The 20424-nt window shown below is 64.5% G+C and carries 21 protein-coding genes; 16 read left to right on the forward strand and 5 right to left on the reverse strand.

Annotated elements, in window-relative coordinates; genetic code table 11:
- Window positions 1–20: 20 nt before the first annotated feature.
- Window positions 21–662, reverse strand: a complete 642-nt coding sequence (locus tag LK03_RS08120) for an oxidoreductase (RefSeq protein ID WP_038411843.1) — start codon at window positions 660–662, stop codon at window positions 21–23.
- A 26-nt stretch (window positions 663–688) separates the two neighbouring features.
- Window positions 689–2422, reverse strand: a complete 1734-nt coding sequence (locus tag LK03_RS08125; protein WP_038411844.1) for a C13 family peptidase — start codon at window positions 2420–2422, stop codon at window positions 689–691.
- 172 nt (window positions 2423–2594) lie between these two features.
- Between LK03_RS08125 and LK03_RS08130 the strand changes: the two genes are divergently transcribed.
- Genes LK03_RS08130 through LK03_RS08140 form a run of 3 tightly spaced genes read left to right on the forward strand, consistent with a single transcriptional unit; the run spans window position 2595 to window position 4270 of the window.
- Window positions 2595–2957 carry a CidA/LrgA family protein gene (locus LK03_RS08130; RefSeq protein ID WP_038411846.1) on the forward strand — a complete coding sequence of 121 codons (363 nt, stop codon included), beginning with the start codon at window positions 2595–2597 and terminating at the stop codon, window positions 2955–2957.
- Entirely contained in the window at window positions 2954–3670 is a 717-nt protein-coding gene (locus tag LK03_RS08135; RefSeq protein ID WP_038411847.1) for an LrgB family protein, read from the forward strand. Before LK03_RS08130 ends, LK03_RS08135 begins: the two co-directional genes overlap by 4 nt.
- Before the next feature lie 9 nt (window positions 3671–3679).
- On the forward strand, window positions 3680–4270 hold the full coding sequence (locus LK03_RS08140; RefSeq protein ID WP_038411848.1) for an LON peptidase substrate-binding domain-containing protein: 591 nt from the start codon (window positions 3680–3682) through the stop codon (window positions 4268–4270).
- A gap of 17 nt (window positions 4271–4287) precedes the next feature.
- On the opposite strand, the gene LK03_RS08145 is transcribed toward LK03_RS08140, so the two are convergent.
- Both LK03_RS08145 and LK03_RS08150 read right to left on the reverse strand, forming a co-directional pair.
- A complete protein-coding gene (locus tag LK03_RS08145) occupies window positions 4288–5604 on the reverse strand; it encodes a bifunctional DedA family/phosphatase PAP2 family protein (RefSeq protein ID WP_038411849.1) in 1317 nt (438 codons plus the stop codon).
- A 4-nt stretch (window positions 5605–5608) separates the two neighbouring features.
- Window positions 5609–6304, reverse strand: coding sequence for a DNA-3-methyladenine glycosylase (locus LK03_RS08150; protein WP_038411850.1), 696 nt, complete (start codon window positions 6302–6304; stop codon window positions 5609–5611).
- A 309-nt stretch (window positions 6305–6613) separates the two neighbouring features.
- Between LK03_RS08150 and LK03_RS08155 the strand changes: the two genes are divergently transcribed.
- The 13 genes from LK03_RS08155 (at window position 6614) to LK03_RS08215 (ending at window position 18984) form a co-directional block, all read left to right on the forward strand.
- Window positions 6614–7885 carry a glutamate-5-semialdehyde dehydrogenase gene (locus tag LK03_RS08155; protein ID WP_038411851.1) on the forward strand — a complete coding sequence of 424 codons (1272 nt, stop codon included), beginning with the start codon at window positions 6614–6616 and terminating at the stop codon, window positions 7883–7885.
- Window positions 7839–8546: a nicotinate-nucleotide adenylyltransferase gene (gene nadD, locus LK03_RS08160; protein WP_081951578.1), complete on the forward strand. Its 708-nt coding sequence runs from the start codon at window positions 7839–7841 to the stop codon at window positions 8544–8546. Before LK03_RS08155 ends, nadD begins: the two co-directional genes overlap by 47 nt.
- Window positions 8547–8590: 44 nt before the next feature.
- Window positions 8591–9013: a ribosome silencing factor gene (gene rsfS, locus LK03_RS08165; RefSeq protein WP_028695507.1), complete on the forward strand. Its 423-nt coding sequence runs from the start codon at window positions 8591–8593 to the stop codon at window positions 9011–9013.
- Window positions 9014–9022: 9 nt separating this feature from the next.
- The gene (gene rlmH / locus LK03_RS08170; protein WP_028695508.1) at window positions 9023–9490 is read left to right on the forward strand and encodes a 23S rRNA (pseudouridine(1915)-N(3))-methyltransferase RlmH; all 468 of its coding nucleotides are present in this window, start codon (window positions 9023–9025) and stop codon (window positions 9488–9490) included.
- A gap of 17 nt (window positions 9491–9507) precedes the next feature.
- On the forward strand, window positions 9508–11400 hold the full coding sequence (gene mrdA / locus LK03_RS08175) for a penicillin-binding protein 2 (protein WP_038411852.1): 1893 nt from the start codon (window positions 9508–9510) through the stop codon (window positions 11398–11400).
- Between the two features lie 38 nt (window positions 11401–11438).
- Window positions 11439–12542, forward strand: coding sequence for a rod shape-determining protein RodA (gene rodA / locus LK03_RS08180; protein WP_049870604.1), 1104 nt, complete (start codon window positions 11439–11441; stop codon window positions 12540–12542).
- A gap of 17 nt (window positions 12543–12559) precedes the next feature.
- On the forward strand, window positions 12560–13570 hold the full coding sequence (gene mltB, locus LK03_RS08185) for a lytic murein transglycosylase B (protein WP_038414652.1): 1011 nt from the start codon (window positions 12560–12562) through the stop codon (window positions 13568–13570).
- Entirely contained in the window at window positions 13571–14581 is a 1011-nt protein-coding gene (locus tag LK03_RS08190) for a septal ring lytic transglycosylase RlpA family protein (RefSeq protein WP_038411854.1), read from the forward strand.
- 177 nt (window positions 14582–14758) lie between these two features.
- Window positions 14759–15919, forward strand: a complete 1161-nt coding sequence (locus tag LK03_RS08195) for a D-alanyl-D-alanine carboxypeptidase family protein (RefSeq protein WP_038411855.1) — start codon at window positions 14759–14761, stop codon at window positions 15917–15919.
- Window positions 15920–15992: 73 nt separating this feature from the next.
- Window positions 15993–16268 carry a DUF493 domain-containing protein gene (locus LK03_RS08200; RefSeq protein ID WP_028695514.1) on the forward strand — a complete coding sequence of 92 codons (276 nt, stop codon included), beginning with the start codon at window positions 15993–15995 and terminating at the stop codon, window positions 16266–16268.
- On the forward strand, window positions 16268–16915 hold the full coding sequence (gene lipB / locus LK03_RS08205) for a lipoyl(octanoyl) transferase LipB (RefSeq protein WP_038411856.1): 648 nt from the start codon (window positions 16268–16270) through the stop codon (window positions 16913–16915). The genes LK03_RS08200 and lipB overlap by 1 nt, the downstream gene beginning before the upstream one ends.
- 2 nt (window positions 16916–16917) lie before the next feature.
- Window positions 16918–17934 carry a lipoyl synthase gene (gene lipA, locus LK03_RS08210; RefSeq protein WP_033727674.1) on the forward strand — a complete coding sequence of 339 codons (1017 nt, stop codon included), beginning with the start codon at window positions 16918–16920 and terminating at the stop codon, window positions 17932–17934.
- A gap of 111 nt (window positions 17935–18045) precedes the next feature.
- Window positions 18046–18984: a S66 peptidase family protein gene (locus LK03_RS08215; protein WP_038411860.1), complete on the forward strand. Its 939-nt coding sequence runs from the start codon at window positions 18046–18048 to the stop codon at window positions 18982–18984.
- 78 nt (window positions 18985–19062) lie between these two features.
- On the opposite strand, the gene LK03_RS08220 is transcribed toward LK03_RS08215, so the two are convergent.
- On the reverse strand, window positions 19063–20376 hold the full coding sequence (locus LK03_RS08220; protein ID WP_038411862.1) for a lytic murein transglycosylase: 1314 nt from the start codon (window positions 20374–20376) through the stop codon (window positions 19063–19065).
- Window positions 20377–20424 lie beyond the last annotated feature (48 nt).

Below are 20424 nucleotides of genomic sequence, written 5' to 3' on the forward strand. Positions count from 1 at the left end.
GCTCCTACAGGCAGCGAACCTCACTTGCCCAACCGCCGCAGATCGTCCGACTCCACTACCCGCACGCCATCTTCTTCTTCCAGCGCCAGGCGCCACAGGGCGCGGGCCAGGGTCAGCGCTTCGATGCCTTTGTACTTGCCGGGAATCAACCGCGACAGCGGCGCAGCCAGACGCTCGGCGAGCCGCGCTTGGGCGCGTTCGCCAATCAGCAGGGAGGGGCGGGCGATGGTCAGTTGCGGCCAGTCCTGCTGCCGTAGTGCCTGCTCCATTTCGCCTTTGACGCGGTTGTAGAACACCGAGGACTGCGGGTCTGCGCCGATGGCACTGATCACCAGCAAGTGCCGCGCGCCCAAGGCCCGCGCGCGCTGGGCGAAGGCCACCACCAGGTCGAGGTCGACGGCGCGAAACGCGGGTTCCGAGCCAGCCTGCTTGATGGTGGTGCCCAGGCAGCAAAAGGCGATATCGATCGAGCCATCGAGGTGCTCGAGCAACGTGGATACGTCGCCCACCGGATTGTCCAGATGCGGATGCTCGGCCAGCGGCTTGCGGGTCGGCGCCAGCACACGCGTGATCGTCGGCTCACTGAGCAGACGGTCGAGCAGGTGTTCGCCAGTCAGGCCGGTGGCGCCTGCGAGCAGCACGTGCTGAGGAGTCAGATACATGGTGTCCCTCCTTGTTTACATCCAGCTTAGTGGCTCTGTGAGCGTTTTTCCTTTGCCTGGCCGGTGACGTGCGCCTGTTCGCCCAGCGCCTGTTCGGCTTGCTGGCGGCGCAGGCGTTGCCAGTGTTCAAGCACTGCAGCGGGCGCCCAGAGCTGAGGTTCGGAGGCTTCGAAGCCTTCGCGCTGTTCTCGTTCGGCAACGCTGGCGCGGGCCAGTTCAAACGCCTGTTCGAGGTCGTCGGTCTGGTTCAGTGCCTGGGCGAACAGGGCATCGCCGAAATAGGTGAAGTCAGCTTCTTCCGAGCAGCCGAACGAGACCCGATCAGGCCGCGCCGCAGTCATGATCAGGGTGTGGGCATCTTTCAACGGTTCGATGTAACCGCCCGAATAGCAGGCCGAGATGACGATGACCTTGTTGCGTTTTTTCAGCGGTGCCAGGGCGCTGACCAGTTCGTCGGCGGTGAGGTCGGCCAGTTGCAGGCGCGGTTGGTCGAGTACCAGCTGGTGGTCGGCGCTGCCGTGGGTGGTCAGGTAGATGAACAGCAGGTCGTCAGCGTCGCTGCGCTCGGCCAGGGTCTGCGCGGCGCGGCTGATGCTCTCGCGGGTGGCCATGGGCCGGGTGGTCATGCTGTCGCGATGATTGACCAGGGTCACTTGCCCGCTGGCGCCGAAGCGCACCTTGAGCAGATTGCTAACGTAATCGGCCTCGCGCATGAACACGCTCTGTTGCCCGTCGCCCGCCACCACCAGGCTGTACAGCTGCACCGCCTTGTCTGAGGGCGGCACGTGCGCCAGCGCGTCGTCGAGCAAGCGACCCTGATCGAGCAGGGCCAGATCCAGCGGGTCGGGCAGCGCGTGGCCCTGGTCATCGCGCACGCGCACACCATTGCGCCACAGCCCCGCTTCGACACGGCCGTCAGCGTGGGTCAGGCGACCCTGACCTTCATACGCATCGTTATCGAAGCCGCCGCGGTAGTGGCTGCCGTCGGGCAGTTGCAGGTGGCCCTTGCCGGCAAAGCGCCAGTCGCGGAACTGGCCTTTGTAATGGCTGCCATCGGCGCCAAGCAGTTCGCCGTCACCGACCAGCGCGCCATCCTTGAAGGTGCCGATCCAGACATCGCCGTCGGCATTTTCATAACGGCCACGGCCTTGCAGGCGGTTGTCCTTGAATTCGCCGATGTACTGCTCGCCCTCGACGCTGTCGAAGGTGCCGCTGCCTTGCAACTGGCCGTCGACGAAGGTGCCGCTGAACTGGTTGCCGCTGGCATCGCTGCGCACGCCGGCGCCATTGGGTTTGCCTTGGCTGAACAGGCCCTGGTAGCGGCTGCCGTCGGCCATCTGCAACTCGCCGGCGCCTTGGTATTGATCGTCCTTGAATTGCCCACGGTAGAGCTGGTCGTTCTGCTTGAGGGTGCCTTCACCGGAGCGCCGCCCGCCCTCGAAGGTGCCGCTGTAGTGGCTGCCCGGGGTGGTCAGATCGCCCAGGCCATGAAACAACCCGCCCTTGAACTGGCCGCGATACACCTCACCGTGGCTACCGTGCCATTCCCCGTCGCCCTGCCATTGGCCGTCGTGAAAGCCGCCTTGGTAGAAACTGCCGTTGGGGTAGTCGATACGCCCTTGGCCCTGCAGCAGGCCATTGACCACCTCGCCGCGATAACGGCCGCCATCAGGCAGGCGAGCATCGGGTGGCGACAGCGGCTCGCCTTCGCCGCAGGCAGCGAGCAGCAGGAGCAAGGCGAGTGGCAGCAGTGGGCGCATGGACGGTATCCGGGGACGGCAAACCGGCGAGTATGGGGCTGGCTGCGCACGTGCTTCAAGCGTCAGCGGGCGGGTCAATGACGTTCGCCGATCGCTGGCAGTCCCAGCCTGCACCTTGCAGCATGCCGTGCGCAGCTTGCTTAATAGGCGCAATTGCCCGGAGGAGGTACGTATGCTGTTGCGTGGATTGACCTGGCTGGTGCTGTTCCAGTTGTTGGGGACGGCGATCAATCACCTGCTGTTGCCCATGCTGCCGGGGCCGATCATTGGTCTGCTGTTGCTGCTCGCCTGGTTGATCAGCCGTGGCGAAGTGGCCCAGCCGCTGAGCGAGGCTTCATCCAGCCTGCTGCGCTACCTGCCATTGCTGCTGGTGCCGCCAGCGGTGGGGGTGATGGTCTACGCCAGGGACATCGCCGCCGATTTCTGGGCCATCGTCGGCGCGCTGGTGCTGTCGTGCCTGCTGACCCTGGTGCTGGTCGGTGTGCTGATGCAAAAGCTCATCCATCGCCAGGCCGCACGCAAGGAGCAGCCATGAACCCGGACTGGCAAGGCGCGCTGGACGCAGTGGTGCATCACCCGCTGTTCGGCATCGGTATCACCCTGGGCGCCTATCAACTGGCGGTGGCGGCCTACGACAAGACCCGCTGGATCTTCCTGCAACCGGTGCTGGTGTCGATGCTGCTGGTGATCAGCGTACTGCTGCTGTGCGGCATTCACTACCCCGAATACCGCAAGAGCACGGAAATCCTCAATATCCTCCTGGGCCCGGCCACGGTCGCCCTGGCCGTGCCGCTGTACCTGAACCTGCGGCGCATTCGCCAGCTGTTCTGGCCGACCTTCACTACGCTGGTGATCGGTGGCGTGTTCGCCACCGTGGCTTGCGTGGCGCTGGGCTACTGGTTTGGCGCCGAACACATGATCCTGATGACCATGGCACCGAAGTCGGTGACCTCACCGATCGCCATGCTGGTGGCCGAGCAGATCGGCGGCGTGGCGGCCTTGGCGGCGGTGTTCGTGCTGATTACCGGGGTGCTGGGGGCGATCTTCGGCCCGGCCTTGCTCGACCGCTTCGGGGTCACCAGCCCGGAGGCGCGGGGTATGTCGCTGGGTGTCACCGCCCATGCGGTGGGCACCTCGGTGGCGCTGCAAGAGGGTGATGAATGTGGTGCATTCGCCGCGTTGGCGATGAGCCTGATGGGCGTGGCGACCGCGGTGTTCCTGCCGCTGGCCGTCAGCGTGATTGCTTGAGGAGGGAAAATGACCTTACCGCTGTTTCCGCTCAATACCGTGCTGTTCCCAGGCTGCTTGCTCGATTTGCAGATCTTCGAGGCGCGCTACCTGGACATGATCGGCCGCTGCATGAAACAGGGTGAAGGCTTTGGCGTGGTGTGCATCCATGAGGGCGAGCAGGTCGGCCAGGCGCCGACAGGCATCGCCAGCCTTGGCTGTGAGGCGCTGATCCGTGACTTCGTGCAGCAGGACAACGGCCTGCTGGGCATTCGCGTCGAAGGTGCTCGGCGTTTCAAGGTGAGGCACACCGAGGTGCAGAAGGACCAACTGCTGCTCGGCGAGCCGACTTGGTTGAGCGAGCACGCCGACAGCGCTCTGGCGGAGGAGGACGACGACCTGCTCGCCCTGCTGCTGGCGCTGGGAGAACACCCGATGGTCAAGGCGCTGGACATGCCGCTGGCGATCACCGGGCGGCAGGCGCTGGCCAATCAGCTCGGTTACCTGCTGCCGTTCACCGAGCAGGACAAGCTCGACTTGCTGGCGATCGACTCGCCCGGGCAGCGCCTGGATGCGATCCAGGTGCTGCTCGAACGTCTGCAGGGAGAACTGTTCGACTGAGCCAGACGGCTGGCCGCTCAGTATTGATAGCGCGCCACCGCATCGGGCAAGGCATACAGGGCAAAAAAGCCCAGCAGCGCAATGCACGCGGGCAACACCAGCCACCAGACACGCAGCGGCATGGCCGGCAATGGCTGGCGATGCTGCACCAGGGTCAGGCTGAGGGCGCAGACGCAGCACGCCAGCAGCGCGCCGGCGAGGATGTCGGTCGGCCAGTGCGCGCCCAGGTAGACCCGCGACAAGGCAATCGACAGCGCCGGTATGCAGCCCAGCAGTATCCAGGTCAGGCGCATGCGTGGCGGCTGGCCGCGTCCGGCGAGCACCGCCAGCACCAGGAAGAAGGCGAACGACGCCGAACTGTGGCCACTAGGCATGCTGTAGCTGGTCAGTGGATCGGTCAGCACCTCCGGACGGGCGCGGGCGAACAGCCATTTGAGCGTGCCGTTGCCGATCGCCGTGCCAATCAGCGCGGCGCCGGCGAACAGGGCATGGCGCCATTGCCGCATCAGCAGCAACAGGCCGGTCAGCAGCCCGCCAAGGAAGAACTGGGTACGGAAGTCGCCCAACCGCGTGACCAGCACCACAGTGCCGTCCAGTGCCTGGCTGCGGTGTTCCTGAACCAGGGTCATCACGCCCTGATCGAAGTCGTGCAGCCACGGCCAGCCGAGAAATAGCGCAATCAACGTTGCCAGGCACAGGCCGCTGATCATCCGCGTGCCGTAGCGGCGGTCGCGGATGCTGCTGTTCAGGCTCAGTCCCAGCAGCAGCGCAAGGCCCGCGGCAACCACCCCGGCCTGTGGCCAGAAGTGTTCAGGCAAGGGCAGGCGCATCGCCGCACCGGTGGCCCAGCCCGGCAGCAGGTAGGCTGCCGACCACCCGGCTGCGGCCACCAGGCTGACAGCGATGAAGCGCGGCAGCGGCATGTCGAACATGCCGGCGACCATCGGCAGCATGGGCCGCAACGGGCCGATGAAGCGACCGACCAGCAAACTGGCGATGCCATAGCGGTGGAAATAGGTTTCCGCACCGCCGATCCACTCCGGGTGACTGCGCAGCAGCGGCAGGCGGCGAATGTTCTGGTGGAAGTACTTGCCGATGGCGTAGGACATTGCGTCGCCCAGGAGCCCGCCGAGGAAACCCAGCAGCAGCGTGTGGCCCAGGCTCAGCGCACCGCTGCCGGCGGCCACGGCAACGCCGAACAGCAGCACGGTGCCAGGAACGATGATGCCGGCAATCGCCAGGCATTCGATGCAGGCGATGATGAAGATCGCAACGCCGAGCCATTCGGGGTTGGCGCTGAGCCAGACGGTGAGGCTGTCGAGCCATTGGCCCATGGTTTCAGCTTCCTTGTTGTTGCAGGAGGAAAAAGTCTCGGCCTTCGACTTGGCCCCGGCGCAGGGGGTTCCGTGTGCAGAAGCGCGCGTACTGGGCGTCGACGAAGCGGTAGGGCAGATGTTCGTCGCGGCCCTGTGGAATGCCCAGGCGGGTGGTCTGGATCACCTCCGGCACGGGGTTGGCGCAGTCCTCGACGTACAGCCGCTGCGGATCGAAGCGCTGCGCGTCCCAGTCCGGCACCTTCAGGCCCAGGGATCGACAGAGCAGGGTCTGGCCGGCACACAGGCGCTCGGCCGGGCGCACGTTGCCGCTGGCGTCGGGATTGTTCAGTTGCATGCGCGCCAGGCTGTTGGCGTCGCTGCGCGCATCCAGCCACGGGTAGGCGGCCTTGATCAGCACCGCGTTGCCTGGCCCTTCGGCGCTGAAGTTCAGCGAGTCACCGCCGCGGGCGTAATACATGTAGATATGCCCGCCGTCGAGGAACAGCGCCTTGCGCTTTTCGGTAAAGCCCAGCGAGGCATGGCTGCCCTTGTCGCTGAGGTAATAGGCTTCGGTTTCGATGATGCGCGCCGCCAGCCACAGACCCTCATGGCGATGACGAATGACCTTGCCGAGCAGGTCCTTGGCGACGGTCTGGGCGTCACGGTTGAAGAAGGTATCGGGCAGAGCCGGGTAGGGCGAAGGGGCGGGCTGGGTCATGCGCGCGGTCGGTCCGAATGAAAAGAGCGCGAGCATAGCAATGAATCGGCCAGCGGTGGCTGAATCGCCGCTGACCGAGGCGCACCCTGGGGGCGTTCAAAGCGACGCCGCTGCCAGGCGCCAGGCGAGTGGTGACGCGGCATGAGCAGCTTCGGTGGTGGAAAACAATCAGAACAATCCGATACCGCCGGTTACATCTTTCCTACATTCAGAAGTACACATCCACTACCATCCGCCTCCCACTGCTGGGCGTATACCGGCGCGCCGGTTATAATCAGCCGATTTCCCCTTCGCCAAGACACCGAACCCATGACTGAGTCCGTTCTTGACTACATGACCCGCCTGGGTCGCGCCGCCCGCCAGGCGTCGCGGGTCATCGGCCGTGCCAGCGCCGCGCAGAAGAACCGCGCCCTGCATGCCGCCGCTGACGCGCTGGACGCTGCCCGTGAAGAGCTCACCGCGGCCAACGAGCAAGACCTCGCCGCCGGTCGCGCCAACGGTCTTGAGCCCGCGTTGCTCGACCGTCTGGCGCTGACCCCGGCGCGCATCGACGGCATGATCACCGGCCTGCGCCAGGTCGCGGCATTGCCCGACCCGGTCGGCGCGATCCGCGACATGAGCTACCGGCCCTCGGGCATCCAGGTCGGCAAGATGCGCGTACCGCTGGGGGTCATCGGCATCATCTACGAATCACGCCCGAACGTGACCATCGACGCCGCCAGCCTGTGCCTGAAGTCGGGTAACGCGACCATTCTGCGTGGCGGCTCGGAAGCCATTCATTCCAACCGCGCCGTCGCCCGCTGCATTCAGCGTGGCCTGGCCGCCGCCGATTTGCCGGCCGCCGTGGTGCAGGTGGTGGAAACCACCGACCGCGAAGCCGTTGGCGCGTTGATCAGCATGCCCGAGTACGTCGATGTCATCGTCCCGCGCGGTGGCCGTGGCCTGATCGAGCGCATCAGCCGCGACGCCCGCGTGCCGGTGATCAAGCACCTCGACGGCATCTGCCATGTCTACGTCGCCGAACACGCCGAGCTGGACAAGGCCCAGCGCATCGCCCTCAACGCCAAGACCTACCGCTATGGCATCTGCGGCGCCATGGAAACGCTGCTGGTCGACCAGCGCGTGGCCGCGGCCTTCCTGCCGTCGATGGCCGAGGCGCTGCTGGCCAAGGGCGTCGAGCTGCGCGGCTGCGAGCGCACCCAGGCGCTGATCGACGTGCTGCCGGCCAGCGAACAGGACTGGCACACCGAGTACCTGGCGCCGATCCTGTCGATTCGCGTGGTCGAGGGGCTGGAACAGGCCATCGAGCACATCAATCATTACGGCTCGCACCACACCGATGCCATCGTCACCGAACACCAGGGCCAGGCCCGTCAGTTCATGACTGAAGTCGATTCCGCTTCGGTCATGCTCAATGCGCCAACCTGCTTCGCCGATGGCTTCGAGTATGGCCTGGGCGCCGAAATCGGCATCTCCACCGACAAGCTGCATGCGCGCGGTCCAGTGGGCCTGGAAGGGCTGACCTGCGAGAAGTATGTGGTGGTGGGCGACGGTCAACTGCGCGGTCAGGAGCCGTGCTGATTTGACCCAGCCCCCGGCAGCCCGGCGCATCGGCATTCTCGGCGGTACGTTCGACCCGGTGCATATCGGCCACTTGCGCAGCGCGCTGGAAGTGGTCGAGCTGATGCAGCTGGACGAACTGCGCCTGCTGCCCAACGCCCGGCCGCCGCACCGCGAGACCCCGCAGGTCACCGCGCAGCAGCGTCTGGCCATGGTCTGCGGCGCGGTAGAGGGTGCGGCGCCATTGCGCGTCGATGCCCGTGAGCTGGCCCGCGACAAACCGTCCTACACCATCGACACCCTGGAGTCGTTGCGCGCCGAGCTGGGCGCTGACGACCAGCTGTTCATGGTGCTGGGCTGGGATGCCTTCTGTGGACTGCCCAGTTGGCACCGCTGGGAAGAATTGCTGCAACACTGTCACATCCTGGTGCTGCAACGCCCGGATGCCGACGTTGAACCCCCTTTTGAGCTGCGCAACCTGCTGGCTGCACGCTCCGAGAGCGATCCCACCGCCATGTCCGGCCCGGCGGGAAACATTTCGTTCGTCTGGCAGACACCGCTTGCGGTGTCTGCCACGCAGATCCGACAGCTGCTGGCCAGCGGCAAGTCGGTGCGGTTCCTGGTGCCGGACGCAGTACTGGCCTACATAGAGGCGCACGACTTGTACCGTGCGTCTAACTGAAGGTGTCCGCGGGCACCTCACTCAACACGTTGAACGAGTTTTATATGACCAAGCAGAAAATCCACGGCGAAGAACTGGTCGAGCTGACCAAGGCCGCGCTGGAAGACGTCAAGGCCCAGGACATCCAGGTGATCGACGTGCGCGACAAGCACAGCCTCACCGACTACATGATCATCGCCACCGGTACTTCCAACCGGCAGATCAACGCGATGCTGGAAAAGGTCCGTGAAGCGGTCAAGGCCAAGGGCGCACAGCCGCTGGGCGAAGAAGGCAAGGGCGACAGCGACTGGGTGCTGCTCGACCTCAACGACGTCATCGTGCACATGATGACCGCCGCTGCCCGCCAGTTCTACGACCTCGAGCGTCTGTGGGTCGGTGCCGAGCAGAGCCGCGCCGCTGATGGCAAGCACCACAGCCCGGAAAACGCCACCCACGACTACTTCGAAAAGCTCAAGGATCGGGAATAGGCCTGCGCCGTGCGTCTGCGTCTGATCGCGGTTGGTTCGCGCATGCCCAAGTGGGTGGAGGAAGGCTGGCACGAGTACGCCAAGCGCCTGCCTGCGGAAATGGCCCTGGAACTGGTTGAAATCCCGCTCAACACCCGCGGCAAGAATGCCGACGTCACCCGCCTGATTCGTCAGGAGGGCGACGCCATGTTGAGCAAGGTGCAGCCCGGTGAGCGCATCGTCACCCTCGAAGTCCACGGCAAGCCGTGGAGTACCGAGCAACTGGCCGGTGAACTCGACCGCTGGCGGCTGGATGCGCGCACCGTCAATCTGATGGTCGGTGGGCCGGAAGGCCTGGCGCCGCAAGTGTGCGCGCGGGCCGAGCAGCGCTGGTCGCTGTCGCCGCTGACCTTGCCGCACCCGTTGGTAAGGATACTGATCGGCGAGCAGATCTACCGCGCCTGGACCGTGTTGTCCGGGCATCCCTACCACAAATGAGCCTGTAAGCCAGACCGATGTCGCAGCCGATCCGCCTCAAGGACCACGAGAAAGACGCCCGCTTGGTGCGCAACCGCGTCGTGGTCGGTGCCGTGGCGATCATGCTGCTCATCTGCGTGTTGATCGTTCGGCTGTATTACCTGCAGGTGATCCAGTACGACTATCACTCGACGCTGTCGGAGAACAATCGGGTGCACGTGCAGCCGATTCCGCCGACCCGCGGGCTGATCTACGACCGCAACGGCGTGATCATCGCTGACAACCGGCCCAGCTTCAGCCTCAGCATGACCCGTGAACGGGCTGGCGGTGACTGGCAGCAGGTGCTCGACACCATCGTCGAGGTGCTCAAGCTCAGCGAAGACGACCGCGTGCTGTTCGAGAAGCGCATGCGTCAGGGGCGCCGGCCGTTCGAGCCGGTGCCGATTCTGTTCGAGCTCAACGAAGACCAGATCGCCCGCATTGCGGTGAACCAGTTCCGCCTGCCTGGGGTGGAAGTGGTCGCGCAGTTGGTGCGGCACTACCCGCAGGGCGCGCATTTCGCCCATTCGGTGGGGTATGTCGGGCGCATCAACGAGAAAGAGCTCAAGACCCTCGACCCGGTCAACTACAGCGGCACCCACCACATCGGCAAGACCGGCATCGAGCGCTTCTACGAAGACTCGCTGCATGGTCAGGTGGGCTACGAAGAGGTCGAGACCAACGCCCGCGGCCGCGTGCTGCGGGTGCTTAAACGCACCGACCCCAAGCCCGGCAAGGACATCGTCCTGAGCCTGGACATCAAGCTGCAAGAGGCCGCCGAGGCGGCGCTGGGCGGCCGCCGTGGCGCGGTGGTGGCGCTCGACCCGCGCACCGGCGAGGTGCTGGCGATGGTCAGCCAGCCAAGCTTCGACCCCAACCTGTTCGTCACCGGCATCAGCTTCAAGGCCTACGCCGAGCTGCGCGATTCGATCGACCGACCGCTGTTCAACCGCGTGCTGCGCGGGCTGTATCCGCCTGGCTCGACCATCAAGCCGGCCGTGGCCATCGCCGGCCTCGACAGCGGCGTGGTCAACGCCGGCAGCCGGGTGTTCGACCCCGGCTACTACCAACTGCCCAACTACGACCACAAGTACCGCAACTGGAACCGCAGCGGCGATGGCTGGGTCGACCTGGACGCGGCGATCATGCGCTCCAACGACACCTATTTCTACGATCTGGCGCACAAGATGGGCATTGATCGCCTGTCGTCCTACATGAACAAGTTCGGCATCGGCCAGCGCGTGTCGCTGGACATGTTCGAAGAATCCGCCGGGCTGATGCCTTCCCGTGAATGGAAACGCGCCACCCGCCGCCAAGCCTGGTTCCCCGGGGAAACCCTGATTCTGGGCATCGGCCAGGGCTACATGCAGGCCACGCCGCTGCAACTGGCCCAGGCCACGGCGCTGATCGCCAACAAGGGTGTGTGGAATCGTCCGCATCTGGCCAAGACCATCGAAGGTCAGCCGCCGGTGGATGAAAATCCCATGGAGGACATCGTCTTGCGTGACAAGTCCGACTGGGCCAAGGTCACCCATGGCATGGAGCAGGTGATGCACAACGCCCGTGGCACTGCGCGCAAGGCCGCGCTCGGCGCGCAGTACCGCATCGCTGGCAAGAGCGGCACGGCGCAGGTGGTCGCCATCCGCCAGGGCGAGAAGTACGACCGCAACAAATTGCAGGAACGCCACCGTGACCATGCCCTGTTCGTCGCCTTCGCCCCAGCGGAGAAACCCGAGATCGTCATTTCGGTGATGGTCGAGAACGGCGAATCCGGCTCTGGCGTCGCCGCGCCTGTGGTACGTCAGATCATGGATGCCTGGCTGCTCGATGAACACGGTCGGCTCAAGTCCGGCGCCGTGCCTGCCACCGTTGCCGAGGAGACGGCCCCGTGATGAACAATTTCGACCGGATGCTCTCCAGCGAAGACGTGATGCGCCGCCGCGCCAGCTTCCTGCAACGCATCCACATCGATGGGCCGTTGCTGCTCATCCTCCTGACCCTGGCCGCCGGCAGCCTGTTCGTGCTGTATTCGGCCAGCGGCAAGAACTGGGACTTGCTGCTCAAGCAGGCGACCTCCTTCGGCCTGGGCCTGGGCTCGATGTTCATCATCGCCCAGCTCGAACCACGCTTCATGGCCCGTTGGGTGCCGCTGGCCTACCTGTTCGGCGTGCTGCTGCTGGTGGTGGTCGACGTCATGGGCCACAACGCCATGGGCGCCACGCGCTGGATCAACATTCCCGGGGTGATCCGCTTCCAGCCCTCGGAGTTCATGAAGATCATCATGCCGGCGACGTTGGCCTGGTACCTGTCCAAGCGCACCTTGCCGCCCCACCTCAGGCATGTGCTGATCAGCCTGGTGCTGATCGGCGTGCCATTCATTCTCATCGTGCGCCAGCCCGACCTGGGCACCGCGTTGCTGATTCTCGCTGGCGGCGCCTTCGTGCTGTTCATGGGCGGCTTGCGCTGGCGCTGGATCATCAGCGTGCTGACCGCAGCGGTGCCGGTGGCAGTGGGCATGTGGTTCTTCGTCATGCACGACTACCAGAAACAGCGCGTGCTGACCTTCCTCGACCCGGAAAGCGACCCGCTCGGCACCGGCTGGAACATCATTCAGTCGAAAGCCGCGATCGGGTCGGGCGGGGTGTTCGGCAAGGGCTGGCTGCTCGGCACCCAGTCGCACCTGGATTTTCTTCCCGAGAGCCATACCGACTTCATCATCGCCGTGCTCGGCGAGGAATTCGGCCTGGTGGGTATCTGCCTGTTGCTGATCATCTACCTGCTGCTGATCGGCCGCGGATTGATGATCACCGCCCAAGCGCAGACCCTGTTCGGCAAGCTGCTGGCCGGCAGCCTGACCATGACCTTCTTCGTGTACGTGTTCGTCAATATCGGTATGGTGAGCGGCTTGCTGCCGGTGGTAGGGGTGCCGTTGCCCTTCATCAGCTACGGCGGAACTTCGTTGGTGACGCTGCTGTCAGCGTTTGGCGTTTTGATGTCGATCCACACGCACCGCAAGTGGATCGCACAGGTTTGAATAAGGTGATCAATTTCATGCAAGTCGTGCGCGGCTGGGCCGCTCGTTGGGTACCGTGGATCGGTGCCTTGGGGTTGCTTGGCGCTGTCCAGCAAGCCAATGCCGGCGATTACGATGGCTCGCCGCAGGTGGCCGAGTTCGTCGCCGAGATGACCCGCGACCACGGCTTCGCCAGCGAGCAGCTGTTCGAGGTGTTCGCCGAGGTGCAGCGCAAGCAGTCGATTCTCGACGCCATTTCGCGCCCGGCCGAGCGGGTCAAGCCGTGGAAGGAATACCGGCCGATGTTCCTCACCGACGCGCGCATTGCCCGTGGTGTCGACTTCTGGCGCCAGCACGAAGCCGTGCTGGCCCGCGCCGAGCAGGAATACGGCGTGCCGGCGCAAGTGATCGTGGCGATCATCGGCGTCGAAACCTTCTTTGGCCGCAACACCGGCAACTTCCGCGTGATCGATGCGTTGTCGACCCTGGGCTTCGATTACCCGCCGCGTGCGCAGTTCTTCCGCAAGGAGCTGCGTGAGTACCTGCTGCTGGCCCGCGAGCAGCAAGTCGATCCGCTGACCCTCAAAGGCTCCTACGCCGGCGCCATGGGCCTGCCGCAGTTCATGCCGAGCAGCTTCCGCGCCTACGCGGTGGATTTCGACGGCGACGGTCATATCAATATCTGGAACAACCCGGATGATGCCATCGGCAGTGTCGCCAGCTACTTCAAGCGTCACGGCTGGGTTGCCGGCCAAGGCGTGGTCAGCCGCGCCCAGGTCAGCGGCGAGCGCTTCGAGCAAGGCGTCACCCAAGGCATCGAGCCGGCCAGCACGGTGGCTCAGTTGCGAGCGCTGGGCTGGTCGAGTCATGATGCGCTGCCTGACGATCTGCCGGTCACCGCGTTTCGCCTCGAAGGCGACAACGGCGCGGAATACTGGATGGGCCTGAAGAACTTCTACGCAATCACTCGCTACAACCGCAGCGTGATGTATGCCATGGCGGTGCATCAGCTTTCCGAGCAGCTGGTCAAGGCACGAGGCGTCAACTAAATGCGCGATTTTTTCCAAGCGAACACCTTGAAGCTGATCGGCTGCCTAGCCGCTGCGCTGGTATTGACCAGTTGCTCGTCGAGCCGCCCGACCGCGACCAAACCCAAGCAGAGCGGCGATATCGTGCGTGCGCAGCCGGGCCTGGACATCAACCGTGCACACAAGGATGGCGCGCCTTGGTGGGACGTCGACGTCAACAAGATTCCCGACGCCACGCCGACCGTGCACACCGGCAACTACAAGGCCAACCCGTACACCGTACTGGGCAAGACCTACTACCCCATCCAGCAATCGAGCAACTACCGCGCCGAGGGCACTGCCTCGTGGTACGGCACCAAGTTCCATGGCCAGAACACCGCCAACGGCGAGGTCTATGACCTCTACGGCATGAGCGCGGCGCACAAGACCCTGCCGCTGCCGGCGTATGTGCGGGTGACCAACCTGGACAACCAGCGCAGTGTGATCCTGCGGGTCAATGACCGCGGGCCGTTCTACTCCGACCGCATCATCGACCTGTCCTACGCGGCGGCGAAAAAACTCGGCTATGCCGAAACCGGCACCGCTCGCGTGCGCGTCGAGGGCATCGATCCGCAGCAGTGGTGGGCCCAGCGTGGCCGTCCTGCGCCGCTGGTGCTCAAGGAACCGCAGATGGCGCAGACCCAGCCGATTCCGGCCAGCACCGGAACCGTCGAGCAGTGGACGCCGCCGCCGCAGCAGCACGCCGCACCCGTGGTGCCCGTGCAGGTCGGTGGCAACGCCGGCCCAGCCAACAGTGGCGCGATGTTCCTGCAGGTCGGCGCCTTCGCCAACCCCGATGCCGCCGAGCTGCTGCGCTCGAAACTGAGCACCATGGTCAGCGCGCCGGTGTTCATCAGCTCGATCGTGCGTAACCAGCAAACGCTGCACCGGGTTCGCCTGGGGCCGATCAACAGCCAGGGCGAAGTGCAGCAGATGCAGGACAGCGTGCGCCTGGCCAATCTTGGTCAGGCCAAGCTGGTCAGTGCCGACTGAGCGCATCTGCAGGTTTTGTCATGAATCGGCGGGCAGGGCCATGTACAATGGCCGTTTTTGCCCGCCAGACCCTGGGCCCAGGCCCAAGGCGTGAACATTGATGTGGGGGCGTGGTCTGGATAGCCGAGATTACCCGGTCCACGAAACATCAGACCCTTAGCGATTTACGAGAGACGGATGAACATCACCAAAATAGCCAAACGCCTGTGCCTGCCCGTGCTGCTGATGATCATGCCTGCTGCCTTCGCGGCGGAGCAGATGATGCCAGCAGCGCCGCAACTGGCCGCCAAGTCCTACGTGCTGATGGATGCCTCCAGCGGCAACGTGCTGGTCGAGAACAACGGTGACGAGCGCCTGCCGCCCGCCAGCCTGACCAAACTGATGACCGCCTACATCGCCACCCTCGACATCCGTCGCGGGCAGATCGGCGAGAACGACCCTGTCACCGTCAGCGAAAACGCGTGGCGCACCGGTGGTTCGCGCATGTTCATCAAGGTCGGCACCCAGGTCAGCGTCAGCGACCTGCTGCACGGCATCATCATTCAGTCGGGCAACGATGCCTCGGTGGCGCTCTCCGAGCACATCGCCGGCAGCGAAGACGCCTTCGCCGACATGATGAACAAGACCGCCGCCGACCTGGGCATGAGCAACAGCCACTTCATGAACCCGACCGGCCTGCCACACCCCGAGCACTACTCCTCGGCGCACGACATGGCCGTGCTGGCCCGGGCGATCATCAACGAAGACCCGGCGCACTACGCGATCTACTCGCAGAAAGAGTTCTTCTGGAACAACATCAAGCAGCCCAACCGCAACCTGCTGCTGTGGCGTGACAAGACCGTCGATGGCCTGAAAACCGGCCACACCGAAGAGGCCGGCTACTGCATGGTGGCCTCGGCGGTACGTGACGGTCAGCGTCTGATCGCCGTGGTGTTCGGCACCAACAGCGAGCAATCGCGCGCTGCCGAAACGCAGAAACTGCTGACCTACGGCTTCCGCTTCTTCGAAACCCAGACCTTCTATCAGAAAGGTACCGAACTGGCCCAGGCGCCGGTGTGGAAGGGTGCTACCTCGCAGGTCAAGGCCGGTCTGGCCAACGACCTGACCATGACCATGCCCAAAGGCCAGCTCAAGCGCCTGCAGGCTTCGATGACCATTAACCCACAGCTCACCGCGCCCATCGCCCAAGGTGACGTGATCGGTAAAGTGGAAGTCAAACTGGATGACAAAGTGGTCCACAGCGCCGACCTGATCGCCCTCGAGCCGGTCGAGGAAGGTGGTTTCATCCGTCGTATGTGGGATAGCATTCGGCTATTCTTCTACGGCTTGTTCAACTGATACGTGACCCGGCAAGCCCCCGCCCACCTGCGGGGGTTTTGTTGTTGCCACGGCTTACGAGGCCGTTACCGCCATGAGCGAAGCAGACGTCAAGTCGCATAAAATCGAATTTCCCTGCGCCGACTATCCGATCAAGGTGATCGGCGACACCGTGGTCAACTTCCGCGATACGGTGATCGAAATCCTCAAGAAGCACGCCGAAGTCGACCTCTCGACCCTGGCCGAGCGGCAGAGCAAGGAAGGCAAGTACACCACCGTGCAACTGCACATCGTCGCCACCAGCGAAGATCAGCTGCACGACATCAACAGCGCCCTGCGTGCCACCGGCATCGTGAAAATGGTGCTCTGATGCACGCGTGCCTGGGTTTTCGTGAGCTTGGTCTGCAGCCCTATGAACCGGTGCTGGAAGCCATGCGGCGATTTACCGGGCAGCGCGATGCGGCAGTGCAGGATGAAGTCTGGCTGGTCGAACACACTCCAGTGTTCACCCAGGGCCAGGCAGGCAAGCCCGAGCACCTTTTGTTGCCGGGCGACATTCCACTGGTGCAGACCGAGCGCGGCGGCCAGGTGACCTACCACGGCCCCGGGCAACTGGTGGCCTACCTGCTGCTCGATGTGCGTCGCCGCGGCATTGGCGTGCGCGAACTGGTCAGCCGCATCGAGCGCAGCCTGGTCGACCTGCTCGCCAGTTATGGCGTGCCAGCGGCGGCCAAGCCCGACGCCCCCGGCGTGTACGTCAACGGGGCGAAAATCGCCTCGCTGGGGCTGCGCATCCGTAACGGTTGCTCGTTCCATGGCCTGGCGCTGAACGTCGACATGGACCTGGCGCCGTTTCGCCGCATCAACCCCTGTGGCTATGCCGGGCTGGTCATGACCCAGCTGCGCGAGCACACAGGGCCGATCGAACTCGACGAGGTCAGGACGAGGCTGCGTGAACAGCTGGTCAGACACCTCGACTACGCAGAGCAGACGACCCTCACGGGCGGAATCGACTGAATATGACAACTGTGCAAGAAGCCGTGCCGAACCTCATCGCCACCACCGACGTCACGCCGCGTCCGGCGCCCAAGAAAGTCGAAGCCGGCGTCAAGCTGCGCGGTGCCGAGAAGGTTGCGCGGATTCCGGTGAAGATCATCCCCACCGATGAGCTGCCGAAGAAGCCCGACTGGATTCGTGTGCGCATTCCGGTATCGCCGGAGGTCGACCGCATCAAGCAACTGCTGCGCAAGCACAAGCTGCACAGCGTTTGCGAAGAAGCCTCCTGCCCGAACCTGGGCGAGTGTTTCTCGGGCGGCACCGCCACTTTCATGATCATGGGCGACATCTGCACCCGTCGTTGCCCGTTCTGCGACGTCGGCCATGGCCGGCCCAAGGCGCTGGACGCCGACGAGCCGAAGAACCTGGCCGTGGCCATCGCCGACCTGCGCCTCAAGTACGTGGTAATCACCTCGGTTGACCGCGACGACCTGCGCGACGGCGGTGCCCAGCACTTTGCCGACTGCATTCGGGAAATCCGCGCGCTGTCACCGGGTGTGCAGTTGGAAACCCTGGTGCCGGACTACCGCGGGCGCATGGACGTGGCGCTGGCCATCACCGCCGCCGAGCCACCGGATGTGTTCAACCACAACCTGGAAACCGTGCCACGCCTGTACAAGGCCGCGCGTCCGGGTTCTGACTACGACTGGTCGCTCGACCTGCTGCAGAAATTCAAGCAACTGGTGCCGCATGTGCCGACCAAGTCGGGCCTGATGCTGGGCCTGGGTGAAACCGACGAAGAGGTCATCGAGGTCATGCACCGCATGCGTGAGCATGACATCGACATGCTCACCCTCGGCCAGTACCTGCAACCGTCGCGCAGCCACCTGCCGGTGCAGCGCTTCGTGCACCCGGACACCTTCGCCTGGTTCGCCGAAGAAGGTTACAAGATGGGCTTCAAGAACGTGGCCTCCGGGCCGCTGGTGCGTTCCTCGTACCACGCCGACCAGCAGGCGCACGAAGCCAAGATCAAGCTCTGAGCGTGCGCTGAGTAGAAGATGCCGAGGGCTGCCGAAAGGCGCCGTCGGCATTTTTTTTGAATCGATTGTCCTCGGCGCTGGTTGCGCCGCATTGACTTGTGGAGCCACCCGATGACCGGTCTTCAGCCCGCCGATACCCGCCTGCCCCGCGCGCTCACCCCTGGTGCCTGTTTTGCCGTGATCGCCCCCGCAGGCCCAGCTCGGCTGGATGCGCACAAGGCCTGCGAGTGGTTTGTCAGCAGGGGCTACCGGTGCCGTTTGTATCCTTCGGTGGGCGAGGCTGATGGCTACCTGGCGGGCAGCGATGCGCGACGCCTGAAAGACCTCCACGACGCCTTCGCAGACCCTGACGTCGATGCCATCGTCTGCATGCGCGGCGGCTACGGCAGCATGCGCCTGCTCGATGGCATCAACTTCGCGCTGCTGGAACGCCATCGCAAGCCGCTGATTGGCTACAGCGACATCACCGCACTGCATACGGCGATTGCCCGGCACGCGGGGTTCATTACCTTTCATGGGGCGATGCTCAATGCCGACTTGCTGGGCGGCAAGCTCGAGCCGACGCTGAGCTCACTGATCGAGCAGTTGTCGGGACAGTTGCAGCCGGGTAGCGCAATCGCGCACCCCGCGGCGTTTGCGCTGAGCACGGTCATTGCAGGGCAGGGCAGCGGGCGTCTGTTGGGGGGCAACCTGTCGATGCTCGGGGCCACTTTTGGCACGCTGGCCGAGCTTGATATGGAGGATGCGGTGCTGTTCATCGAGGATGTCAACGAACCGCTGTATCGGGTCGATCGCCTGCTGACTCAGCTACGCCTGGCGGGCAAGCTTGCCGGGCTGAAAGGGGTATTGGTGGGCGATTTCGCCGGCATCACGGTCGCGGCGCTGACGCCCTTGTTACGGGATATCTTCGACCCCTTGCAGATACCGGTACTGGCCGGCTGGCGCAGCGGCCATTGCGACCCGAACCTGTGCCTGCCCTTGGGCGCCCAGGTGTGCCTGGACAGCACGGCGCAGACCCTGACGCTCGAGCAAGGCCTGTTCAGGTCGTAGCGACGGGCACCCCGGTTTACCTGCGATGGGCCGCCAGGCAGCCCACGCGTGATGTCGCTACTGGCCTGACGGGCGTGCCTACCTGCGCAAGCTATCGAGCAGTTTGTGCGTGGGGTAGCCATCGGCCGGCCAGCCCAGCGCCTGCTGCGCGGTACGAATCGCCTTGCGCGTGTTCGCGCCGATGATGCCATCGGCATTGCCAGCCTCGTGACCGCTGGCATTGAGCAGGTTCTGCAGTTCGACACGCTCGCTGCGGCTCAGGGGTTGGTCATCTTTCGGCCAACTGCCGCCGATGAAACCCCAGCCGGAGAAGCGATCGCCGAGTAGGCTGACCGCCAGCGCGTACGACGAAGAGTTGTTGTACTTGAGGATGGCGCGGAAGTTGTCCAGCACCAGGAAAGCCGGGCCGCGAGCGCCTGCCGGCAGCAGCAATGCGGCGGATAGTTCGTTGCTGCCAGCCGGCAACTGCGTGCCAGCAGGCAAGGTCACGCCCATTTGCAGCCATTGGCTGACGGGTTTGCGCTGCGCGCCGTCGGCCTGCCAGTAATCGAAGCCGGCCGGCACTTGTACCTCGAAGCCCCACGGCTGGCCACGCTTCCAGCCCGAGCTTTGAAGATAGTGGGCGGTGGAGGCGAGGGCATCGGGCGTGCTTTTCCAGATGTCGCGGCGGCCGTCGCCGTCGAAGTCCACCGCATGGGTGTTGTAGGTGGTGGGAATGAACTGGGTCTGGCCCATGGCGCCGGCCCACGAACCGAGCATGGCCTCGGGCTGGATGTCGCCGTTCTGCAGAATCTGCAAGGCGGCAATCAGTTGATCCTGGGCGAACTGCGGACGGCGACCCTCATAAGCCAGGGTCGCCAGCGAGCGAATAACCGATTTGCTGCCCTGGAATTGGCCGAAGTTGCTTTCCATGCCCCACACCGCGACCAGAATCTGCCGGTCGACCCCATAGCGCTGTTCCAGGCGCGCCAGCAGATCGGCGTTCTGCTCGAGCAGGCGCTTGCCGTTACGCACCCGCAGCGGCGACAGCGCGCCTTCGAGGTACTCCCACACCGGACGGCTGAACTCGGGTTGGCTGCGGTCGGCCTTGATCACGTCCATGTCCGGCGTGATACCGAGGAAAGCACGGTCGAACAGGCTGGCGGAGATGCCGGCTTGCAGCGCCTGCTGGCGGAAGCCTGCCTGCCATTGAGCGAACGTCTGAACGGGCTGGATATCGTTGCTGGTGTCAGCTTGAGCGTTCGGCACCGTGACCACTGGCGCCGGTTGCGCCGGGGGGAGCGGTAGCGCATCGGCGGCGGTGGGTTTTTCCGCGCAGGCCACGAGCAGAATGAGACTGGAGGCCGCGATCAGCTGGCGCGATTGCCAGCGAGGGAAAAGACTGGGAGGCATGCACAGGTCCAGGAATTACAGGGCAGGTGACGACCATATCATGCTTGT

The sequence above is a fragment of the Pseudomonas cremoricolorata genome, from assembly GCF_000759535.1.
Classification (GTDB): Bacteria; Pseudomonadota; Gammaproteobacteria; order Pseudomonadales; family Pseudomonadaceae; genus Aquipseudomonas; species Aquipseudomonas cremoricolorata_A.